At 70.0% G+C, this 18,425-nt stretch carries 18 protein-coding genes; 6 read left to right on the top strand and 12 right to left on the bottom strand.

The features are described 5' to 3' along the window. Together Q0W60_RS15190 and hflK are read right to left on the bottom strand one after the other, a co-directional pair. The coding region (locus Q0W60_RS15190) for a protease modulator HflC (protein WP_297696923.1) at window positions 1-801 on the bottom strand (801 nt) is incomplete at its 3' end. Further along, window positions 798-1,982: an FtsH protease activity modulator HflK gene (hflK, locus tag Q0W60_RS15195; protein ID WP_297696924.1), complete on the bottom strand. Its 1,185-nt coding sequence runs from the start codon at window positions 1,980-1,982 to the stop codon at window positions 798-800. The genes hflK and Q0W60_RS15190, both read right to left, overlap by 4 nt. Before the next feature lie 133 nt (window positions 1,983-2,115). Here hflK and Q0W60_RS15200 point away from each other — a divergent pair, with 133 nt between their 5' ends. Further along, complete coding sequence (locus tag Q0W60_RS15200) at window positions 2,116-3,216, top strand: Mrp/NBP35 family ATP-binding protein (protein ID WP_297696925.1); 1,101 nt, start codon at window positions 2,116-2,118, stop codon at window positions 3,214-3,216. Here the strand turns inward: Q0W60_RS15200 and Q0W60_RS15205 are convergent, their stop codons facing one another. From Q0W60_RS15205 to Q0W60_RS15235, 7 genes are all read right to left on the bottom strand, one after another. After that, window positions 3,217-4,638 (bottom strand): MFS transporter, encoded by a 1,422-nt coding sequence (locus Q0W60_RS15205; protein WP_297696926.1) that lies wholly within the window; start codon window positions 4,636-4,638, stop codon window positions 3,217-3,219. A 51-nt stretch (window positions 4,639-4,689) separates the two neighbouring features. After that, window positions 4,690-6,117 carry an MFS transporter gene (locus Q0W60_RS15210; RefSeq protein ID WP_297696927.1) on the bottom strand — a complete coding sequence of 476 codons (1,428 nt, stop codon included), beginning with the start codon at window positions 6,115-6,117 and terminating at the stop codon, window positions 4,690-4,692. Window positions 6,118-6,220: 103 nt separating this feature from the next. After that, entirely contained in the window at window positions 6,221-7,648 is a 1,428-nt protein-coding gene (locus tag Q0W60_RS15215) for an MFS transporter (protein ID WP_297696928.1), read from the bottom strand. Between the two features lie 180 nt (window positions 7,649-7,828). Continuing rightward, window positions 7,829-8,740 (bottom strand): SDR family NAD(P)-dependent oxidoreductase, encoded by a 912-nt coding sequence (locus tag Q0W60_RS15220; RefSeq protein WP_297696929.1) that lies wholly within the window; start codon window positions 8,738-8,740, stop codon window positions 7,829-7,831. Between the two features lie 125 nt (window positions 8,741-8,865). Next, a complete protein-coding gene (locus tag Q0W60_RS15225) occupies window positions 8,866-9,834 on the bottom strand; it encodes an efflux RND transporter periplasmic adaptor subunit (protein WP_297696930.1) in 969 nt (322 codons plus the stop codon). Between the two features lie 5 nt (window positions 9,835-9,839). Next, a complete protein-coding gene (locus Q0W60_RS15230; protein ID WP_297696931.1) occupies window positions 9,840-10,583 on the bottom strand; it encodes an ABC transporter ATP-binding protein in 744 nt (247 codons plus the stop codon). Then, window positions 10,580-11,728: an ABC transporter permease gene (locus Q0W60_RS15235; RefSeq protein WP_297696932.1), complete on the bottom strand. Its 1,149-nt coding sequence runs from the start codon at window positions 11,726-11,728 to the stop codon at window positions 10,580-10,582. The genes Q0W60_RS15230 and Q0W60_RS15235 overlap by 4 nt, the downstream gene beginning before the upstream one ends. Window positions 11,729-11,990: 262 nt before the next feature. Between Q0W60_RS15235 and Q0W60_RS15240 the strand changes: the two genes are divergently transcribed. The 4 genes from Q0W60_RS15240 to Q0W60_RS15255 all read left to right on the top strand — a co-directional run bounded on the left by Q0W60_RS15240 (window position 11,991) and on the right by Q0W60_RS15255 (window position 15,675). Beyond that, window positions 11,991-13,271, top strand: a complete 1,281-nt coding sequence (locus Q0W60_RS15240; protein ID WP_297696933.1) for a nucleoside transporter C-terminal domain-containing protein — start codon at window positions 11,991-11,993, stop codon at window positions 13,269-13,271. Between the two features lie 69 nt (window positions 13,272-13,340). After that, a complete protein-coding gene (locus Q0W60_RS15245; protein WP_297696934.1) occupies window positions 13,341-13,976 on the top strand; it encodes a glutathione S-transferase family protein in 636 nt (211 codons plus the stop codon). A gap of 51 nt (window positions 13,977-14,027) precedes the next feature. Then, window positions 14,028-15,005 (top strand): acyltransferase, encoded by a 978-nt coding sequence (locus Q0W60_RS15250; RefSeq protein WP_297696935.1) that lies wholly within the window; start codon window positions 14,028-14,030, stop codon window positions 15,003-15,005. 85 nt (window positions 15,006-15,090) lie between these two features. After that, window positions 15,091-15,675, top strand: a complete 585-nt coding sequence (locus Q0W60_RS15255) for a hypothetical protein (protein ID WP_297696936.1) — start codon at window positions 15,091-15,093, stop codon at window positions 15,673-15,675. A gap of 7 nt (window positions 15,676-15,682) precedes the next feature. On the opposite strand, the gene Q0W60_RS15260 is transcribed toward Q0W60_RS15255, so the two are convergent. From Q0W60_RS15260 to Q0W60_RS15270, 3 genes are all read right to left on the bottom strand, one after another. After that, window positions 15,683-16,678, bottom strand: coding sequence for an MsnO8 family LLM class oxidoreductase (locus Q0W60_RS15260; protein WP_297696937.1), 996 nt, complete (start codon window positions 16,676-16,678; stop codon window positions 15,683-15,685). 30 nt (window positions 16,679-16,708) lie between these two features. Beyond that, window positions 16,709-17,062: a GFA family protein gene (locus Q0W60_RS15265; RefSeq protein ID WP_297696938.1), complete on the bottom strand. Its 354-nt coding sequence runs from the start codon at window positions 17,060-17,062 to the stop codon at window positions 16,709-16,711. Window positions 17,063-17,124: 62 nt separating this feature from the next. Continuing rightward, on the bottom strand, window positions 17,125-17,598 hold the full coding sequence (locus Q0W60_RS15270) for a PaaI family thioesterase (RefSeq protein WP_297696939.1): 474 nt from the start codon (window positions 17,596-17,598) through the stop codon (window positions 17,125-17,127). Window positions 17,599-17,658: 60 nt separating this feature from the next. Between Q0W60_RS15270 and Q0W60_RS15275 the strand changes: the two genes are divergently transcribed. Continuing rightward, window positions 17,659-18,425, top strand: a 767-nt coding sequence (locus Q0W60_RS15275) for an acetyl-CoA C-acyltransferase (protein WP_297696940.1), incomplete at its 3' end; no start/stop codon positions are given.

The following is an 18,425-nucleotide window of genomic DNA, read 5'->3' on the forward strand; positions in this document are numbered from 1 at the left end:
GTCATAGGCCTGCATCGAGCGGTAGAAGGCCGCGAACGCCGGGTCGCGGCCATAGGCCTGGGCGAAGATGCGGGTGCGCGCGGCGTCGCCCAGGCCGCGGGTGGTCTCCGCCTCCTGGGTGGCGGTGGCGAGCGTGACGGTCACCGTCTTGTCCGCCGTCGCCATGATCTGCCGCTTCTGGGCTTCGCCCTGGCCGCGCGTCTGGGCGGCGATCTGTTCGCGCGAGGTGCGCATGCGCTTGAAGACGGAGGCTTCCACGTCGCTCGGCAGGTCCACGCGCTTGGTGCGCACGTCCACCACCTTGATGCCGAACCGCGCGGCGTCGGCGCGCTTCTGCATCTCGGCGCGTGAGGCCTCCATGAGTTGGGCGCGGCGGGTGGTGATGATCTCGCTCTGTGTCGTGGAGCCCAGGATGTCGCGCAGCGTCGAGTTGAGCAGCCGGTCGATGCGATCCGTGGCGGTCCGCTCGTCCCGCAGCGTGCGGTAGAACTGCAGCGGATCGCCGATCCGGTAGCGGATGAAGGCGTCCACCACCAGGCGCTGCTGGTCCGAGGAGAGGATCTCCTCCTGGTCGACCTCCTGGCCCAGGTTGCGCCGGTCCAGCCGCACCACGTCCTCGACGAACGGCTGCTTGACGTGCAGGCCCGCTTCGTTGTGGCCGGGGGCGTTGATCACCCGCTCCGGATCCCCGAAGCGCACCACGATGGCGCTCTCGCGCTGGTCGACGATGAACAAGGTGTTGAAGACGAGCACGAGCACGAAGACGCCCACGACGATCCAGCCGATCCAGCTGCGGGTCATTGGCTGGGCCCCCCGCTGGAGGGCGCCGCCTGCGCCTGCGGCGCCTGCTGGTCGGTCTGCGGCGGCGCGGCGGGGGCTGGCGCGCTCCGCGGCTTGAACACGTCCGGAGGCAGGACGATCGGCGCGTTGGTGCCCTTGCCGGAGACCACCACCTTGTTCGAGTGATCGAGCACCCGCTCCATGGTCTCGAGGTAGAGCCGCTCGCGGGTCACGCCGGGGGCGCGGCGGTACTCGGTTTCGATGGAATCGAAGCGGGCGGCGTCGCCGGCCGCCTCCCGCACCGCCTGCTCGCGGTAGGCCTGGCCGGCCTGCACGATCCGCGAGGCGTCGCCCCTGGCCTCGTTCACCACCCGGTTCGAATAGGTGTTCGCCTCGTTGACCGCCGAATCGGCGTCCTGCTGCGCCTTGGTCACGTCCTTGAAGGCGGCCACGACGTCGGGCGGCGGCCCGGCGCTGCGGATCTGCACGCCGACCACGCTCACCCCCGCCCCCCAGGCATCCAGGGTCTTCTGAATCAACTCGGTCGTCTGGGTCTCCACCTGCCCCCGGCCGGTGGTCATGATCTGGTTGAGGTCGGTGGCGCCGATCACCTCGCGCATGGCGCTTTCCGCGACCGCCTTGACGGCCTCTTCCGGATTGCGGGTTTGGAAGATGTAGCGGGCCGCATCATTGATGCGCCAGGTCACGCTGAAGGTCAGGTTCACGATGTTCTCGTCGGCGGTGAGCATCAGGCTCTCCTCCGGCGTGTCGGCGTTCTGGCCACCGCCGATGTCGATGCGGTTCAGGTTGGTGACCGGCACCTTCTCCGCCCGCTCGATCGGCGCGGGCAGGTGGTAGCGCAGGCCGGGCCCGGTCGAGCGCGAATAGGCCCCGAACGTGGTGACCACCGCCTCCTCGTTGGGCTGCACGATGTAGAGGCCGGACAGCGCCCACAGCGCGAAGACGCCGGCGGCGATCGCCGCCACCGCGCCCGGCCGCACGCCCTGGCCCGGGCCGCCGCTGAACAGGCCGCCGAGCCGCCGGCGCAGCCGCTCGAGCAGCGCCTCGAACTCCGGCGGCCCCTCCGGCCGGCGCGGTCCCCGCGGGCCGCCCTGGTCGCCCCGCCGTGCGGGCTCGCGCCGATCGTCGTCCGGCGGGGGCGATCCCCATGGGCCGGGATTGGCGTTGTCGTTCCAGGGCATCAGGCGCGACGCGTCTTGGTCAAGCGCAACTCCAGTCGCGGCCGCCCGCGGATGGGCTTGTAAAGCGGCCTCGTCAGCCGGATATGAAACCCCTTCTCGGCCAAAGCAAGTCATTGGCGTCCTTGAGGCTTCGATGGGCGATCCCGCCATTCCAGACCGCGCGCAGGTGCTCGAAGCCCTCGACGCCGTGAAGGACCCGCTCTCGGGCCGCGGACTGGCGGCCGCCGGCCTGGTGCGCGGCCTGGTCCTGCGCGCCGGCCGCGCCGCCTTCATGCTGGAGGTTCCGGCCGACCAGGTCGAGCGCTACAAGCCGGTCCGCGACGCCGCCGAGCGGGCCCTGGCCCAGGCGCCCGACGTGCAGTCCGCCCAGGTGGTGCTGACCGCCGAGGCGGCCCCCGCCAAGAGCTTCGCGACCGCCCCGCGCCGCGCCCGCGTCGCCGAGGACCCGCAGGCGCGGCTCGGCCGCATGCCCGAGGCCGAGAAGCCGGAGCACGTGAAGAAGGTCATCGCCGTCGCCAGCGGCAAGGGCGGGGTGGGCAAGTCCACCGTGGCGGTCAACCTCGCCGCGGCCTTCGCGACGCTCGGCCTGCGCGCCGGCCTGCTCGACGCCGACATCTACGGGCCGTCCGCGCCCCTGATGCTGGGGATCGACCAGGAGCCTGGCTTCACCGCCGACAAGCGGCTGATCCCGCTGGAAGCCTGGGGCGTCAAGGTGATGTCCATCGGCTTCATCGTCGAGCCGGGCTCGGCGGCGATCTGGCGGGGGCCGATGGCCACCTCGGCGCTGCGCACCATGATGGCCAGCGTCTGGGGAACCGAGGCCGAGCCGCTGGACGTGCTGGTCGTCGACCTGCCGCCCGGCACCGGCGACGTGCAGCTCACCCTGGTGCAGCGCATGAAGCTGGACGGCGCGGTGATCGTCTCCACGCCGCAGGAGATCGCGCTCATCGACGCCCGCCGCGCAGGCGCGATGTTCCGCAAGCTGGAGGTGCCGATCCTGGGCGTGGTCGAGAACATGGCCTGGTTCGAGGGTCCAGATGGCGCGCGGATCCCGATCTTCGGCCAGGGCGGGGCGGCCAGGGAGGCGCAGGCCCTGGGTGTGCCGCTGCTGGCGGAGGTGCCGATCGAGGTGGCGCTGCGCGAAGCCTGCGACGCGGGCCGTCCGCTCGCCGCGACGGCGCCGGACAGCGCCGCCGGCCGGGCGTTCCTGGCGATGGCGAAGGCGCTCGCCTGACTACTCGGCCGCCGGCGCCGCCTCGCTCGGACCCACGAGGCTCTCTTCGGCGGCGTCCGCGCCCTTCGCCGCGAGGGTCTCCAGGTCGTCGCGGATCTTTCTCTGACGCTCGGCGGTGAGCGTGTAGCCGAAGAACATCGAGCCCCCGACGAGCACCAGGATGATCGGCGCGAACAGGTAGCACATCTCCAGGCCCCAGATGGCGTGGGCCGTATTGTGCGCGCTCTCCTTCGGGTCGTAGCCCACCGCCGCCAGGATCGGATAGACGATCGAGACGGTGATGGAGGAGCCGAACTTCTGGGTCATGGTGGTGAAGGCGTAGAGCACGCCCGAGCGCTCCTGGCCGGTCTCGAGCCTGAGCTGGTCGGCCACGTCGGCGACCATGGCGCGGACCAGCAGCAGGAAGGCCGAGGCCGTGAAGCCTACGCAGAACATGCCCACGAAGGTCGGCCAGAACAGCTTGGCCGGGATCGCCATCAGGATCGTCTGGGTGATGGCGTAGCAGATGCAGGCGACCTGCACGGTGCGGTGCTTGCCGAGCTTCTGCGCGATCCGCCCCCAGATCGGCGCCCCGATCAGCCCCGCGGCCGTGTAGGGGATCAGCAGGATCGGCACCTCGGTCCTGAGCGAGAAGCCCTTCGCGTCGTGGAAGAAGAAGACGTAGATCGGCCCGGTCGTGCCCGGCCCCAGCACCAGGAACAGGTCGGCCAGCACCAGCCTGAGCATCGCGGGCGTGGTGATCACCGCGAAGTAGTCCCGGAGCGTCAGCCGCTCCTTCTTGGCCACTGGCGCGATCCGCTCGGGCGCGAACAGCACCGCGATCGGCATCAGGACTACCGCGAAGCCGATGATGATCCAGCTGATGATCGGCACGCTGGCGGAGTCCGCCGGACTGATCCGGCCGTGCGTGATCAGCGGCAGGATGTTGGTGAAGACGCCGCCCAGCACGGCGATGCCGATCAGCCAGCCGAAGATCCGCGACCGCTCGTCGTAGTCGCGCGACAGCGATCCGGCCCAGGCGAAGTGCGACAGCGCCAGCATCGAGTAGGCGACGTAGAGGACGAAATACCACAGGAGCAGGTACTGGACGCCCGCGCCTGCGGGCGGGTTGAACACCATGTAGATGGCGATCACCGCCACCGGCAGGCCCGCGAGGTACCAGGGCTTGAAGCGGCCGATCGCCGTCTTGGTCTTGTCCATCAGCCAGCCGAGGCCCAGGTCGACCCCGATGTCCGAGAGCCGGATCACCGCGATGGCGCCGCCGAGCGTCAGCAGGCTGATGCCCAGGTGGGCCGCGTAGAAGCGGGGCAGGTAGACTCCCATCATCCCCAGGGTCATGGCGCCGGGAATGGAACCGGCCGAGAAGGCGAGCAGCCGGGACAGGGGAAGCCGGTCGCTTCTCTGTGACGTGGCGGTCGTCATGGGCGTCTCCTCCCGGCGGCCGCCCTCTGATGAGGCGGTCCGGCCATGTGCTTATTCAGCCGCGATGGGGGACTCCTCCGCCGGTTCGCCGGTCAGGCTGACCTCGGCGCCCGCCAGCGAGGCGGCCTCGAGCGCCGCGAGATCGGCGCGGATCTGGGCGTGGCGCTGCGGCGTCAGCTTGTAGCCGATGAGCAGCAGCCCGCCGGCCGCGACCAGGATGATCGGGGCGAACAGGTAGCACATCTCCAGGCCGTGGATGGCCGCGGGCGTGTTCACCGCCGTCTCCTTGGCGTTGTAGCCGACCGCCGCCAGGATCGGGAAAATCACCGAGACGGTCATCGACGACCCCAGCTTCTGGGTCATGGTCACGAAGGCGTAGAGGATGCCCTGCCGCTCCTTGCCGGTCTTCAGCCGCACCTCGTCGCCGACGTCGGCGACCATGGCCTGCAGCAGGAACAGGAAGGCGCTGGCGCAGAAGCCCACCGCGAACATGCCCGCGAAGGTCGGCCAGAACAGCTTGGCCGGGATGGCCATCAGCGCGGTCTGGGTGATCGCGTAGCAGACGCAGGCGAGCTGGACCGTCCTGCCCTTCCCGAGCTTCACGGCGACGCGCGCCCAGACGGGCGCGCCCAGCAGGCCGGCGCTCATGTAGGGGATCAGGAGCAGGTTCACGACCGTGAAAGCGAAGCCCTTCGCGTCGTGGAAGAAGAACAGGTAGATCGGCCCCGTCACGCCCGGGCCGAGCACCAGGCACAGCTCGGCGATGATCAGCCGGTACATCGAGGGCGTGGTGATCACCGCCAGGTAGTCCTGGACGGTCGTCCGCTCCTTCTTGATCTCGGCCGTGACCGGCTCGTGGGCGGCGAACAGGGTCAGCGGCACGACGACCAGCGCGACCCCGATCACCACCCAGCCGACCGCGCCCATGGTCGTGGAGACCGCCGGGTTGATGCGGCCGCCGGTGACCAGCGGCAGGGCCAGGATGGACGAGGTGCCGAGCACCGCCATGCACTGCATCCAGCCGAACAGCCGCGACCGCTCGTGGTAGGCGCCGGCGATCCGCGAGGCCCAGGCCGAGTGCGCCAGCGCCAGCATCGAGTAGCCGATGTAGACCACGATCAGCCAGATGAAGAGGTAGCTCGTCCCGGCGCCGGCCGGGGGGTTGAACAGCTGATAGGCGGCGATGGCGAAGATCGGCAAGCCGGCCGCATACCAGGGCCGATAGCGGCCGAAGCGCGTGTGGGTCTTGTCCATCAGCCAGCCGAGGGCGAGGTCGAAGCCCAGGTCGGTCAGCCGCACCGTCGCCATCACCCCGCCGAGGGCCAGGAGGGTCAGCCCGATGTGGCCGGCGTAGAACTTCGGCAGGTAGACGCCGACCAGGATCGCCATGATGTAGACCGGCGTGCTTCCGGTCGAGAAGGCCAGCAGCCGCGGGAACGGCAGCGAGCGGCCCCCGGATGCGGAGGGGGTGGCGGTCAAGAGCGTCTCCTCAAAAAATCAATGGTCGCCCTCTGGCGGGGCGCTAATCGGGTCAGGGAAGCGCGGCGCGTGAGGCGGCGCAAGGCATTTCCGTCGCGCAACATCAGGCGTTGGGCGGGGTGGCCAGGGGCTCCATGGCGCCGCCTGTCGCCGCTTCGACGGCAGCCGGTTCGGCATAGACGGCGTCGCGCTCGTCGAGCTGGCGGCGGATGTCGGCGTGCTTGTCGGCGGTCAGCTTGTAGCCCAGGAAGCAGGCGCCGCCCGCCATGACGAAGAAGATCGGCCCGACGATGAAGGCCAGCTCCAGCCCGTGGATCTGGGCCGGGCCGTTGGCCGGTCCCAGCTTGGGGTCGTAGCCGATCATCTGCAGCACCTTGAAGGTGAAGGTGATCGAGAAGGCGCCCGCCACCTTCGAGGTGGCGCTGGTCAGGGCGTAGAGCAGGCCCATCTGGTGGCTGCCCTTCTCCAGGCGGATCTCGTCGCCCACGTCGGCGGTGATGGCGCGGATCGTGACCACGAAGCCGGCGGCGAACGCGCCCAGGCAGAACATGATCGGCACCGAGGGGATCCACGCGCCCTTGGGGGTCAGCGGAATGATGATCAGGAACAGCGAGTAGAGCGTTGTCGAGACGATCAGCGCCCGGTGCTTGCCGATCCGGTTGGCGAGCAAGGCGGTGACCGGCGCGCCCACCAGGCCGGCCAGGATGTAGATCACCAGGAGCAGGTTCGACATGCCGAAGCTGACCCGCCGCGAGGCCTCCCAGTAGAAGATGTAGAGCGCGGCCATCCAGCCCGGCCCGAGGGTGACAGCAAGGTCGGCGGCCAGGATGCGCAGCACGTTCGGCCGGGTCACCAGGCTGAGGTAGTCCCGCAGGGTGAAGCGCGCGGCATGCGCGCCGCCGACGATCCTCTCCGGCGTGTTCAGCACCGCGAAGCCGATCGCGATCGGCGCGAGGCCCGCGAGGAACCAGCCCACGGCGCGCACGCTCGCCGCCTCGCCGCCGCCGCTGACCCGCCCGACCACGACCGGGATCAGCATCACCGTGGCGGAGCCGGCCACCCCGAGCGCCGACATGATGCCGAAGATCCGCGAGCGGTCCTGGTAGGTGCTGGCCAGCGACGAAGCCCAGGAGTTGACTCCCAGCACCAGGATCGAGGTGCCGAGGTACATGACCAGCAGCCAGATCATCAGCGTGCCGCGGGTCACGCCGACGGGCGCCTGGTAGAGCATGTAGAGCGCCAGCATCAGGATCGGGATGCCGACGATGATCCAGGGCCGATAGCGGCCGAACGGCGTGCGCGTGCGGTCCATCATCAGCCCGAGCGCAGGGTCGATCGGGATGTCGATCAGCCGCACGAGCCCGAACAGGCCGCCGACCGCCAGACCGACCCCGAGGTCCTTGGAGAAGAACGGCGGCAGCTGCACGGCGACCGAAGTGTTCAGCGCCGCGAACGGCAGGTAGGCGCAGGCGAACGCCAGGGCCGAGAAGATGGACAGACGACCGGCGTCGGTGCGGGGGGCCTTGGGCAAGCGGCGTCTCCTGGGGTTGTCGGGTCTCTGGCGGACCCGATCGGCCCTCAGGTTACGCGCGATCACCTGGGCTCAGGCAAGTGGATTCCGTGTAATTTCCCGAGCCAAGCGAAGAGGAGACCGGCGAAGGGCGGGGGCCAAGCTGAAGCTTGAAGCGTCGCGACGCTCGGCGGAATCCGTCTACGCTTCGCTCCCGGACATCTTGCGGAAGAACTTCTGGGTTTGCTCGCCGCCGGCGACATAGGCCTTCTGGCCGGCCGCATCGGTGATCTTGCTCAGGTTGTCGCGCACCTCTTCCGCCGAGAGGCCGCCGTCGCCCAGGTAGACGCCCTCGGTCTCGACGATCCGCGCGCAGGCGAAGGCGCCGGCGCCGGCGGTCAGGATGGTGCCCGTGGGCGCCTCCTCCGAGCACAGGAACACCACCGCCGGGGTCACGAACTCCGGCTTCAGCCGCTCCAGGATCTCCGGCGGCATCAGGTTCTCGGTCATCCGGGTGGCGGCCACCGGCGAGATGGCGTTGACGTGGATGTTGTTCTTCTGCCCCTCGAGCTTCAACGTGTTCATCAGGCCGATGACGCCCATCTTGGCGGCGCCGTAGTTCGACTGGCCGAAGTTGCCGTACAGCCCGGAGGACGAGGTGGTCACCACGATCCGCCCGTAGTTCTGCTCGCGCATGATCTCCCAGACGGCCTTGGCCGGCTTGACCGTGCCCATCAGGTGGACGCCGAGCACGAACTCGAAGTCGGCGATCTCCATCTTGGCGAAGGTCTTGTCGCGCAGCACGCCGGCGTTGGCGACCAGGATGTCGATGCGGCCCCAGGCGTCCATGGCGTCCTTGACCATGCGCTGGACGCCCGCGTCGTCGGTCACCGAGGAGCCGTTGGCGATCGCCTCGCCGCCCAGCGCCTTGATCTCCTCCACCACCCGATGCGACGCCTCCGAACCGCCGCCGGAGCCGTCGACCGAGCCGCCGAGGTCGTTGACCACCACCCTGGCCCCGCGGCGGGCGAGCTCGAGGGCGTGCTGGCGGCCGAGCCCGCCGCCCGCGCCGGTGACGATGGCCACTTTGCCGTCGAAGCGGATGTCCGCCATGAGGAACCTCTCGCGTTGCGCTGCGGCGCGCCTTGTGCGGCGCGGCAGAGGCAGCCGTCAAGCGTCCCTCCGTAATGGGGGAGGCACAGACCGCGAAGCGGTCAGGGCGGGCAAGCGGCGATGGGCTATCCCCGCGGAACGGTCCGGGCCTGCGCCTGCTGCTGGCGCATGAACTTCACGAGCACCCGCTGGCCGATCAGGAACGGCGCGCTGTCGGCCGAGACGACGACCTCGACGACGCGCTCGTCGGTGCGCTCCGCCGGGTCGTCCGACTGCAGCTTGCGCGCGCCGAACACCGGCGCCTCGCGCAACACCTTGCCGGTGAACATCTGGCCCGGATTGGCTTCCGGCGACATCTGCACCGGCTGGCCCACGGCGACGAACGGCAGGGAGCCTTCGGTGATCTCCGCCCGGACGATGTGAGCGGCGTCCGGCTCGAGGTCGAACATGTTCGAGACATTCAGGGTCGATGCGCCGGCGCCGGGATTGGCGTAACGCCGCACGATCCGCCCGTCGGCCGGCGCCCGGATCACCGTCAGCTCCTCATTGTATTTCGCCTCGTCGAGCTTGGCCTGCGCGGTCGCGATCGCCGCCTGCTGCGCGTCCAGGTTGGCTTGCGCCTGGCGCACCGCGTCGTGCGACTGGTCAAGCGCCTGCTTGGTGACGAACGACTTGGGCGCCAGCGGCAGCAGCCGCGCCTCCTCCCGCCGGGCGGTGGCGAGCTGCACCTTCAACAGCTCCACCTGGGCGCGGGCCTGCTGCAGCTCGGCGGCGGCAGATTGGGCCGCAAGCCGCGGCTGCTCGTCCTCCAGGCGCGCCAGCACCTGGCCCTTCTTGACCTGGTCGCCTTCGTGCACGAGCACCTGCTGCACCACCCCGGCGGTCCGCGCGGCGACCTGGATGATGCCGCCTTCCACGTCGGCCTTGCCGGCTCCGATCGCGACATAGGGGCTCGGCGCGGCGGCCGCGGCCTGCCTGGCCTCGGTCGCCTTCCTGGCCTTGGCCTCGGCGGACATGATGCTGAAGCCGCCGCCGGCCAGCAGCAGCGCGACCATGGCGATCCAGATGATCGGTTTGCGGAGGATGGCGGTCATGGATCTCAGGCTCCGACGAGCTCGGGTTGCGGGACGGCCGGGGCGGCGGCGGGCCGCGTGGCCGGCTGATCGCTGAGGATCTGGCCGTCCTCGATGTGGATGATGCGGTCGGCGTAGGCTTCCAGCCGCGGGTCGTGGGTGACGCAGACCACCGCCGCGCCATGCTCCTTGGCCGCCCGCTGCAGCAGCTTGATGATCACCTGGCCGGTCTCGCCGTCGAGCGCGCTGGTGGGCTCGTCGGCGAACAGGAGCTGCGGGTCCTTGGCGAGCGCCCGGGCGATGGCCACCCGTTGCTTCTCGCCGCCGGACATCTCCGAAGGTCGCTGGCGCAGCCGCGGCGTCAGCCCGACCTCGTCCAGCGCGACCGCCGCGCGCTTGCGCGCCTGGCTGCGGGAAAAGCCCTTGTATTTCAGGATCAGGGCGACCTGGTCGAGCGCGTTCAGCGACGAGAACAGGTTGAAGCCCTGGAAGATGAAGCCGCAATGGTCCAGCCGGAAGCGGTCGATCCTGGCGGCCTTCAGGTTCCAGAGATCCTCGCCCATGGCGGTCACCTGGCCCTGGTCGGGCTTCAGCAGGCCGGAAAGGCAGGCGATCAGCGTCGACTTGCCCGACCCGGACGGGCCCATGACCATGGTCACCTCGCCGTGGCGCGCGTCGAAGTCGACCCTCTTCAGCACCTCGATTTGGCTGCGGCCGGTCTTGAACCGCTTGACGAGGCCGTGGGCCGAAAGGGCGGTCTGGGTGCTCATCTCAACAGGTCCGCGGGCTGACTTTTCTTGAGCACGCCCAGGGAGAGCAGGCCCGAGGCGATGGAGATGACGAGGAGCAGGATCGCGACGGTCACGATCCATCTGAGCGGGAAGCCCATCGGCACGCCGGCGTTCCTGCCGAGCAGCGACACCAGCCAGGTGAACAGGCCCGTGAAGCCCAGGCCCACCACGCCCACCCACAGCGAGAGTTCCAGCACCAGCTTGCGCAGCGAGCCCATGGAGACGCCGAGCGCCCGAAGGCTCGCCAGTTCCTTGATGTTGGCCAGGACGGCGCCGCGCAGCGTCTGGGAGGTGATGCCGACGCCGATCAGGAAGCCCAGGAACACCGAGAAGCCGAGGAACACGCCGATGATCTGCTCCCTCATCAGCGCGCCCTGGTTGGCCTTCGAGAGCTCCGCGCGGGTCCAGGCGCGATAGAGCCCGTGGCTGGTGGCGTTGAGCTGGTCTCGGACTTGCGTGGCCTTCTGCGGATCGCGGATGCGGACCATGAGGGGCCCATCCCGCTGGCTGTTGGGGTCGTCCATCCCCAGCATGCGGAGCGTGTCCTTGGACATCACCACATTGACCTGATTGATGCTGGGATAGCCGTCGAGGACGGCGGCCACGCGCACGGAGTGCTTGTTCAAGGTCGCGGTGTCGCCCAGCTTCACGCCGAGCCGCGCGAGGCTCGTTCGATCGATCGCCACCGCGAACGGCTCCTGCAGGGCGATGCGGGTCGCCTCGGAGTAGTCGACCGGAAGGCTCACCGACCCCTTCCGGGTGTTCACCCCCCAGGTCTGCACGAACTCCGTCTTGCGCTTCTCGCCAGGCTTGGGGGTGTTGATCCACATGCCGCCGCCGCCGTCGAGCGGCTCGACCTCCACCACCTCGGGGTTCATGTAGATCTGCGGCGCGACCCGCTTCGGCACGCCGGAACCCGGCCCGGAGTCGATCATCGCGGTGACCTTCGGCCCCAGCACCATGATGTCGGCGCGGGAACGGTCGATGGTGGCGGTGATGCCCTGGACGATGCCGGTGAACATGCCGACCTGGGCCAGGATCAGGAGGCCCGAGAAGGCCAGCGCCACCACCGCGGCGGTGTAGCGGCGCCACTCGTAGAACAGGGTGGACAAGGCCAGAGACATGCTGCGCGACGCCCTCTTGGTGAGCGCGGGAGATGTCGCCGCGGCCGGGGAGGGGCCAGTTAAATCGCCGTAAGACGCAGGCTCGGCCGGTCGCGGGATGCGCTCGCCTGTTAGGAGGCGCCGAGACGAGGGCGCGGATGCGGCAGGCGGGATTAAACCTTCGTAATCCGGTCCTTCGGCCGCCGGCTTGCACGCGGGCGGCTTCTCAGCGCCAATCCCCGGGGGGCCCGCGACTCTGCGGGCGTGGGGTGGGTTTCGCAGCATGTTCGGTCCGCAGAACGCGCAGAGCCTGGTGGGCCTGGCCGTGATCCTGGCGCTGTGCTGGGCCGCCTCGGAGAACCGCCGGGCGTTCCCGTGGAAGCTCGCGCTCGGAGCGATCGCCCTGCAGGCCATCCTGGTGGCCGCGCTGTTCGGTTTTCCGGCGCTGCGGGCGGGGCTGGCCGGCGCCGGCCAGGCCGTCGACGGGCTCTCAGCCAGCACCCAGGCGGGCGTCGCCTTCGTCTTCGGGTTCCTGGCGGGCACGCCGGACCAGCCCTATGCCCTCACCAATCCCGGCGGCCTGTTCGTCTTCGCGTTCCGCGTGCTGCCGGTGATCCTGGTGGTCTGCGCACTGGCGGCGCTGCTCTGGCACTGGCGCATCCTGAAGTGGATCACGCGCGGCTTCGGCGTGGTGTTCGAGAAGACCATGGGCCTGCGCGGGGCGCCCGCGCTCGCGACCGCCGCCACCATCTTCATGGGCCAGGTCGAAGGCCCGATCTTCATCCGCAGCTATCTGGCGAGCCTCTCGCGCTCGGAGCTGTTCATGCTGATCACCGTGGGCATGAGCTGCGTCTCGGGCTCGACCATGGTGGCCTACGCGACGATCCTGAAGGGCGTGCTGCCGAACGCGGCCGCCCACGTGCTCACCGCCTCGATCATCTCCGCCCCGGCCGGCGTGCTCTTGGCCCGCATCCTGGTGCCGCGCGATGCCGAAGCCGAGCAGCCGCAGGCGCTCGAGCCGGATGCGGAGAAGGTCTACGACTCCTCGGTCGACGCGCTGATCCGCGGGACCTCCGATGGGCTGGCCATCGTCATGAACGTCGCCGCGACCCTGATCGTGTTCGTGGCGCTGGTGGCGATGGTCAACGGCCTCCTGGGCCTCGCCCCGCCGGCGGGCGGCGCGCCGCTGTCGGTGGAGCGCGGCCTGGGCGTGATCTTCGCCCCGCTCGCCTGGGCCATGGGAATCAACTGGAAGGATGCCGGCCTCGCGGGCTCGCTGCTGGGCGTCAAGCTGGTGCTGACCGAGTTCACCGCCTTCATCCGGCTGGGCGCCGTGCCGTTCGGCGCGATCGAGCCGCGCACGCGGGTGATCATGACCTATGCGCTCTGCGGCTTCGCCAACGTCGCCTCCGTCGGCATCAACCTCGCCGGCTATTCCGTCCTCGTGCCGCAGCGCCGCGCCGAGGTGGTGGGCATGGTCTGGAAGGCGATGGCGGCGGGCTTCCTCGCCACCTGCCTGACCGCCTCGATCGTCGGCGCCATGCCGCAGGCCCTGTTCGGGTGACCCAGGGTTACCGTTGACGTCGCCGCTGGCCGGGGTTTCCTGTTGCAGCGCAGCAAGCGGAGGCCCGCCATGAAGCTCTACGACACGCCGCTCGCCCCCAATCCGCGCCGGGTGCGCTGGTTCCTGGCGGAGAAGGGCGTCACCGACCTCGAGATCGTCACGCTCAACCTGATCGCCGGCGAGCACAAGACGCCGGAGTACTTGGCCAAGGCGGGGCTCGCCAACGTACCGGCCCTGGAGCTGGACGACGGCACGGTGATCACGGAATCGGTCGCCGTCTGCCGCTACCTGGAGAGCCTCTATCCCGAGCCCAACCTGTTCGGACGCGATGCGAAGGAGACGGCGATCATCGAGATGTGGATGCGCCGCGGCGAGATGCTGGTCGCCACCCCCATGATGCTGGGCGTGCGGCACACCCATCCCGCGCTCGCCGCCCTTGAGAAGCAGGATCCGGTGATCGCCGAGTACAACAAGCAGTCCGCGCTTCGCGCCTGCCGGATCCTCGACCGCCGTCTGTCCGAGAGCGAATGGCTGGGCGGTCCCCGCTTCACCGTCGCCGATATCATCGCCTACATCGGCATCGACTTCGGCCGGATGATCAAGCTCCTCCCGCCGGAGGACCTGTCCCACCTCGGCCGCTGGATGGCGGTGATGCGCGACCGGCCCGGCGCCAAAGCCGGCATGCCGCAGAGGGAGCCGGCCTAGAAGCCAGGGCCGCTCGCCCGCCGCCGGCCCGACTCGTGGTTAGGTGCGGGCGTGGCTTTGAGGTACCGGCCAGAGCTCGACGGACTGCGCGCCATCGCGATCTTCGCGGTGATGGGCTTCCACTTCGCGAGGCCGCTGGCGACCGGCGGCTCGTTTGGCGTCGATATTTTCTTCGTTCTCTCCGGGTACCTGATCACGTCTATCCTGCTCGGCCAGGCCGAAGAGGGCGGGATAAGATACGGCGCCTTCCTCGCCCGGCGGGCGCGGCGGCTGCTGCCGGCGCTGTTCCTTCTGCTGGCGGTCTATGTCGCGCTGGGCCCGATCCTATGGCCGCAGTTCGCGAATCGCCGGTGGCTCGACGCCGCCACGGCGGCCTTCTACGTGACCAACCTGCGCGAGACCTTCTGGCCGGCCGACACGCCGCTCTCCCACACCTGGTCCCTGGCGATCGAGGAACAATTCTACATCGGCTGGCCGCTGGTGATCGGCCTGCTGTCACGCCTGAGCCGAAGGCGGGCGGTGCAGCTGCTGGTCGCGGCCTGGGCCGTGCTGACCGTGGCGCGATGGGGTTGGGAGACGGCCTGGCCCGCGCACGCCAGCGCCTACTACTTCACCCCGCTGCACGCGACCGGGCTCCTGCTGGGCTCGGCGCTGGCGTTCCGGCCATGGCCGATCCGCTGGGGCGGCGGCGCCCTCGCGGCGCTCGGCCTACTGATCGTCGCCGGGCATTCGACCCAGGGCTTCGTCCTGCAGACGCCGGTGGCCGAACTCCTGGCGGCCCTCGTGCTCACCGATCCGCCCAGGCTCCTGGCCGCCGCGCCGCTGCGGTTCGTGGGCCGGATCTCTTACGGCGCCTATCTCTGGCATATCCCCATCGCCTGGGCCTTCGACTTTCCTGCCAATTTCGTCGCCGCAGCCGGACTCATGGCGCTCAGCCTCGCGGCGGGCGCCGTTTCCCACTACGGACTCGAGCGCTGGTTCCTGGTCGGACGTTCAGGCCGGCCCGCGCCGGCGGGCGCGCCAGCCTAGCCTGGTGCGCCGGCCTCGCCGGTCCATCGCGAACGGACTCGCGCGAATCCTTGACCGTTTGTTCCCGTTATGTTCTAATCCGCCGATGACCGATCTGGCGGACATGGCTGGCCGGCACGAGGCCGTGCTGAAGGAGCTGACGGCGGTGGCGCTGACCGCCGCCCGGGAGCTCGGCGAGCGGCTGTCCCGCGCCGAAGCGGACGAGTCGGCGGCCGCGCTCGGCCTGGCGCTCTCGCGGATGACCCGCTCCGTGCGCCAGTGCCTGGCGCTGGAGAGCAAGCTCGCCCAGGCCCGGCAGAAGCTGGCGCGCGAGGCGGCCCAGGAGGCGCGCGACGCCCGGGCCCGGCAGGTCGAGGTCCGCAAGGATCGGCTCGCCGCCGCGGTCACCCGCGCCATCTACACCGAGCACGAGCGCGACAGCGATGAGGCCGACGAGGCGCTCGCCCTGCTGGACGACAGTCTGGACGAGGCCGCGCTCTCCCCGGAGTTCCTGCTCGAGGAGATCGGAGCCCAGGTCGAGACGCTCTGCGCGGACCTGGGGCTCGACACGCGGCAGGTCGCTCCAGCGGTTGCGGCCTATCAGGGCGACCGCCGTCGGCCGGATTCCGGGCGCGCTGAGGACATCGACTTCGACGCCGCTCCGCCGCCGGAGCGACGAAGCTCCGGCTGAGCCTGCCTTAGTCCGGCCTCAGCAGCTCCAGCGAATGGATGCGGGCGGCGAGCGAGGGGCCGGTGGCCATGATGAACAGCTCGTCGGCCCGGCTGGTGCGGGTCTTCTCCGCCAGCCGCCCCAGCACGGTCATGGGATCGGCGGCGATCGTGCGCGCCTCGATCATCTGCAGGGCCGGCGAGGCGCTCCGGTCGGCCAGATAGGCCATCGCCTCGGCCACGTCGGGGAAGCGTTGGCGCGCGCCTTCCAGCATGGCGACGCTCGCCGCCCGCCGCGGCGCGTCGAGCCGCCAGGCCTCGTCGGCCTCGTCGGCGGCGAAGGCGATCAGCGCGATCCCCGCCCAGGGCTGCTGTCGGAACGCGGAGGGCTGGAAGGCCTGGCGGTACGCCGCGACCGCCTGATCGCCATCGGCGCGGGCGATGAACTCGGCGAACACCATGCCGATGCCGGCCTGGCCCGCGAACACCGCGCTCTCCGCCGACGAGCAGAGCATGAACAGCTCCGGATGCGATGGGCCGGCGGGGCTGGCGTGGATGCCGTGCAGCGGGTGCTCGTCGCCGATCGGCTCCTTGCCCGCCGCGTCCAGCAGCCAGGCCGAGAGCAGGGCGAGGTAGCGCGGGAAGGCCTCCGAGCCCACCGAGCGCAGCGCCCCGCCGGTGCGCGGATCGGCCCCCAGCGCGCGGCCAAGCCCCAGGTCGATCCGCCCGGGCGCCAGCGCCTCCAGCTCCATGAAGGTCTCGGCGACCTTCAGCGGCGAGTAGTTGACCAGCATCACGCCGCCCGAACCCAGCCGGATGCGGCTGGTGGCCTGGCTGAGCGCCGCGATGAGGATCTCCGGGTTGGGCGAGCCCAGGCCGCGGATGTTGTGGTGCTCGGCGACCCAGAAGCGGTGAAAGCCCAGCCGCTCCGCCGCCTTGGCGACCTCGATCGTCTCGCGCACCGCCTGGGCCTGGGTGGCGCCGGCGGTCACGGGCGACAGATCGAGGACCGAGAGCAGGGGCATGGGCGCGGGATATGCGCGCGTGGCTCCGCGCTAGTCCATATAATCCCAGGTGTTCGCGCCGTCGAAATGGCGGATGCGGATCTTGTCCCAGTCGAGCCCGTCGACGTTGCGGGCGTTGATCGCCATGCGCTTCTGGGCCCCGTCCAGGCTCTGCCAGTGGGTGGTCACCCCGCAGGTCTTGCAGCGGTGGAAAGCCAGCATCCGGTCCCCCCAGACGTAGGGCTGGGTCATCCCCTGCTTGGTGATCTTCACCTCCGACGGCGAATAATAGGCCCAGCGCGCGCCCAGCCTCCGGCAGATCGAGCAGTTGCACTCGGTCACTTCCGTGGGCGCGGTCTCGACGGTGAGCTTCACCGCCCCGCAATGGCACGCCGCCTCGATCATCGCGCGCTCCTCCCGAAGAGCGTTGCCGCAATCAGGAGGTCATATGGGGTCAGGAGTCCAGCTTAGCCGCGGCGCGGCGTGGTCTTCTTCAGCACCGACGAGAAGCTCATGATCGGCTCGCCGCCGTTCTCGATCAGGCCGCGCACGAAGACCATCGAGCGGCCGGCTTTCACCACCTCGCCGGTGCATTCCACCAGCGCGCCGACGCCGGCCGTGCCCACCAGCTCGCAGTTGAAGGTGGCCGTCACGGTCGGAGTCCCGGCGATCGCGTCGCGGGCGATCACGAACAGCGCGAAATCGGCGAAGGTCATGACGCAGCCGCCGTGCAGGAAGCCGCCGCCGTTCATATGCTTGCGCTCGGCCCGGAACGCGCAGCGCGGCCGTCCCTCGGCATCCTTCGTCCAGTAGAACGGCCCGGCGTGGTCCTCGAACGGATCGCCGCCGGGATAGCAGAACCACCCGGCCCACTCGCCCTCGGTGACGGGCGTGAGCTTGGCGGTGTAGTTGGTCTCCAGCTGCTCTGCGCCGCCGTCCATTGCCCCTCGCAAATCCAAACACTAGTTTGCCGGCCGCCAGCCAGCCCGCTCGAGGACCCCATGCGACGCGCCGCCATCGTCTCCCCCATCCGCACCGCCGTTGGCAAGTACCTGGGAGCGCTTTCGGACCTCACCGCCGGCGAGCTCGGCGCGGTGGTGCTGAGGGCGCTGGTGGAGCGCACCGGGATCGACCCGCAGAAGATCGACGACGTGATCTTCGCCCAGGGCTACGGCTCGGGCGAGGCGCCGTGCATCGCCCGCTGGTCCGCCCTGGCGGCGGGCCTGCCGATCGAGATCCCCGGCTACCAGCTGGACCGCCGCTGCGGCTCCGGCCTGCAGGCGGTGATCGACGCGGCCATGATGGTGCAGACCGGCGTCGCCGACGTGGTGATCGCCGGCGGCGTCGAGAGCATGAGCAACGCCGAGTACTACACCACCGACATGCGCAAGGGCGCGCGGGCCGGCTCGGTGACCCTGCACGACCGCCTGGCGCGCGGCCGGGTGATGAGCCAGCCGATCGAACGCTTCGGGGTGATCTCCGGGATGATCGAAACCGCCGACAACCTGGCCCGCGACTACCAGATCAGCCGCGAGGCCTCCGACGAATACGCCGCCATGAGCCACCAGCGCGCCGCCAAGGCCTGGGCCGAGGGCAAGTTCGACGACGAGGTGGTGCCGGTCTCCGTCAAGCAGAAGAAGGGCGATCCGATCGTCTTCGCCCAGGACGAGGGGGTCCGCGCCGACGCCACGGCCGAGAGCCTCGGCAAGCTGAAGCCGATCGAGAAGGACGGCGTGGTCACCGCCGGCAACGCCAGCCAGCAGAACGA

The sequence above is a fragment of the Phenylobacterium sp. genome, assembly GCF_025934275.1.
In the GTDB taxonomy this organism is placed as follows: Bacteria; Pseudomonadota; Alphaproteobacteria; order Caulobacterales; family Caulobacteraceae; genus Phenylobacterium.

Bases quoted from the DNA above. Each gene is read 5' to 3' on its own strand.
- Q0W60_RS15270 (WP_297696939.1), bottom strand. From the start codon at position 17,598: ATGGACGGCGGCGCAGAGCAGCTGGAGACCAACTACACCGCCAAGCTC.
- hflK (WP_297696924.1), bottom strand. From the start codon at position 1,982: ATGCCCTGGAACGACAACGCCAATCCCGGCCCATGGGGATCGCCCCCG.
- Q0W60_RS15255 (WP_297696936.1), top strand. From the start codon at position 15,091: ATGACCGATCTGGCGGACATGGCTGGCCGGCACGAGGCCGTGCTGAAG.
- Q0W60_RS15245 (WP_297696934.1), top strand. From the start codon at position 13,341: ATGAAGCTCTACGACACGCCGCTCGCCCCCAATCCGCGCCGGGTGCGC.
- Q0W60_RS15220 (WP_297696929.1), bottom strand. From the start codon at position 8,740: ATGGCGGACATCCGCTTCGACGGCAAAGTGGCCATCGTCACCGGCGCG.
- Q0W60_RS15205 (WP_297696926.1), bottom strand. From the start codon at position 4,638: ATGACGACCGCCACGTCACAGAGAAGCGACCGGCTTCCCCTGTCCCGG.
- Q0W60_RS15240 (WP_297696933.1), top strand. From the start codon at position 11,991: ATGTTCGGTCCGCAGAACGCGCAGAGCCTGGTGGGCCTGGCCGTGATC.
- Q0W60_RS15235 (WP_297696932.1), bottom strand. From the start codon at position 11,728: ATGTCTCTGGCCTTGTCCACCCTGTTCTACGAGTGGCGCCGCTACACC.
- Q0W60_RS15200 (WP_297696925.1), top strand. From the start codon at position 2,116: ATGGGCGATCCCGCCATTCCAGACCGCGCGCAGGTGCTCGAAGCCCTC.
- Q0W60_RS15260 (WP_297696937.1), bottom strand. From the start codon at position 16,678: ATGCCCCTGCTCTCGGTCCTCGATCTGTCGCCCGTGACCGCCGGCGCC.
- Q0W60_RS15230 (WP_297696931.1), bottom strand. From the start codon at position 10,583: ATGAGCACCCAGACCGCCCTTTCGGCCCACGGCCTCGTCAAGCGGTTC.
- Q0W60_RS15225 (WP_297696930.1), bottom strand. From the start codon at position 9,834: ATGACCGCCATCCTCCGCAAACCGATCATCTGGATCGCCATGGTCGCG.
- Q0W60_RS15265 (WP_297696938.1), bottom strand. From the start codon at position 17,062: ATGATCGAGGCGGCGTGCCATTGCGGGGCGGTGAAGCTCACCGTCGAG.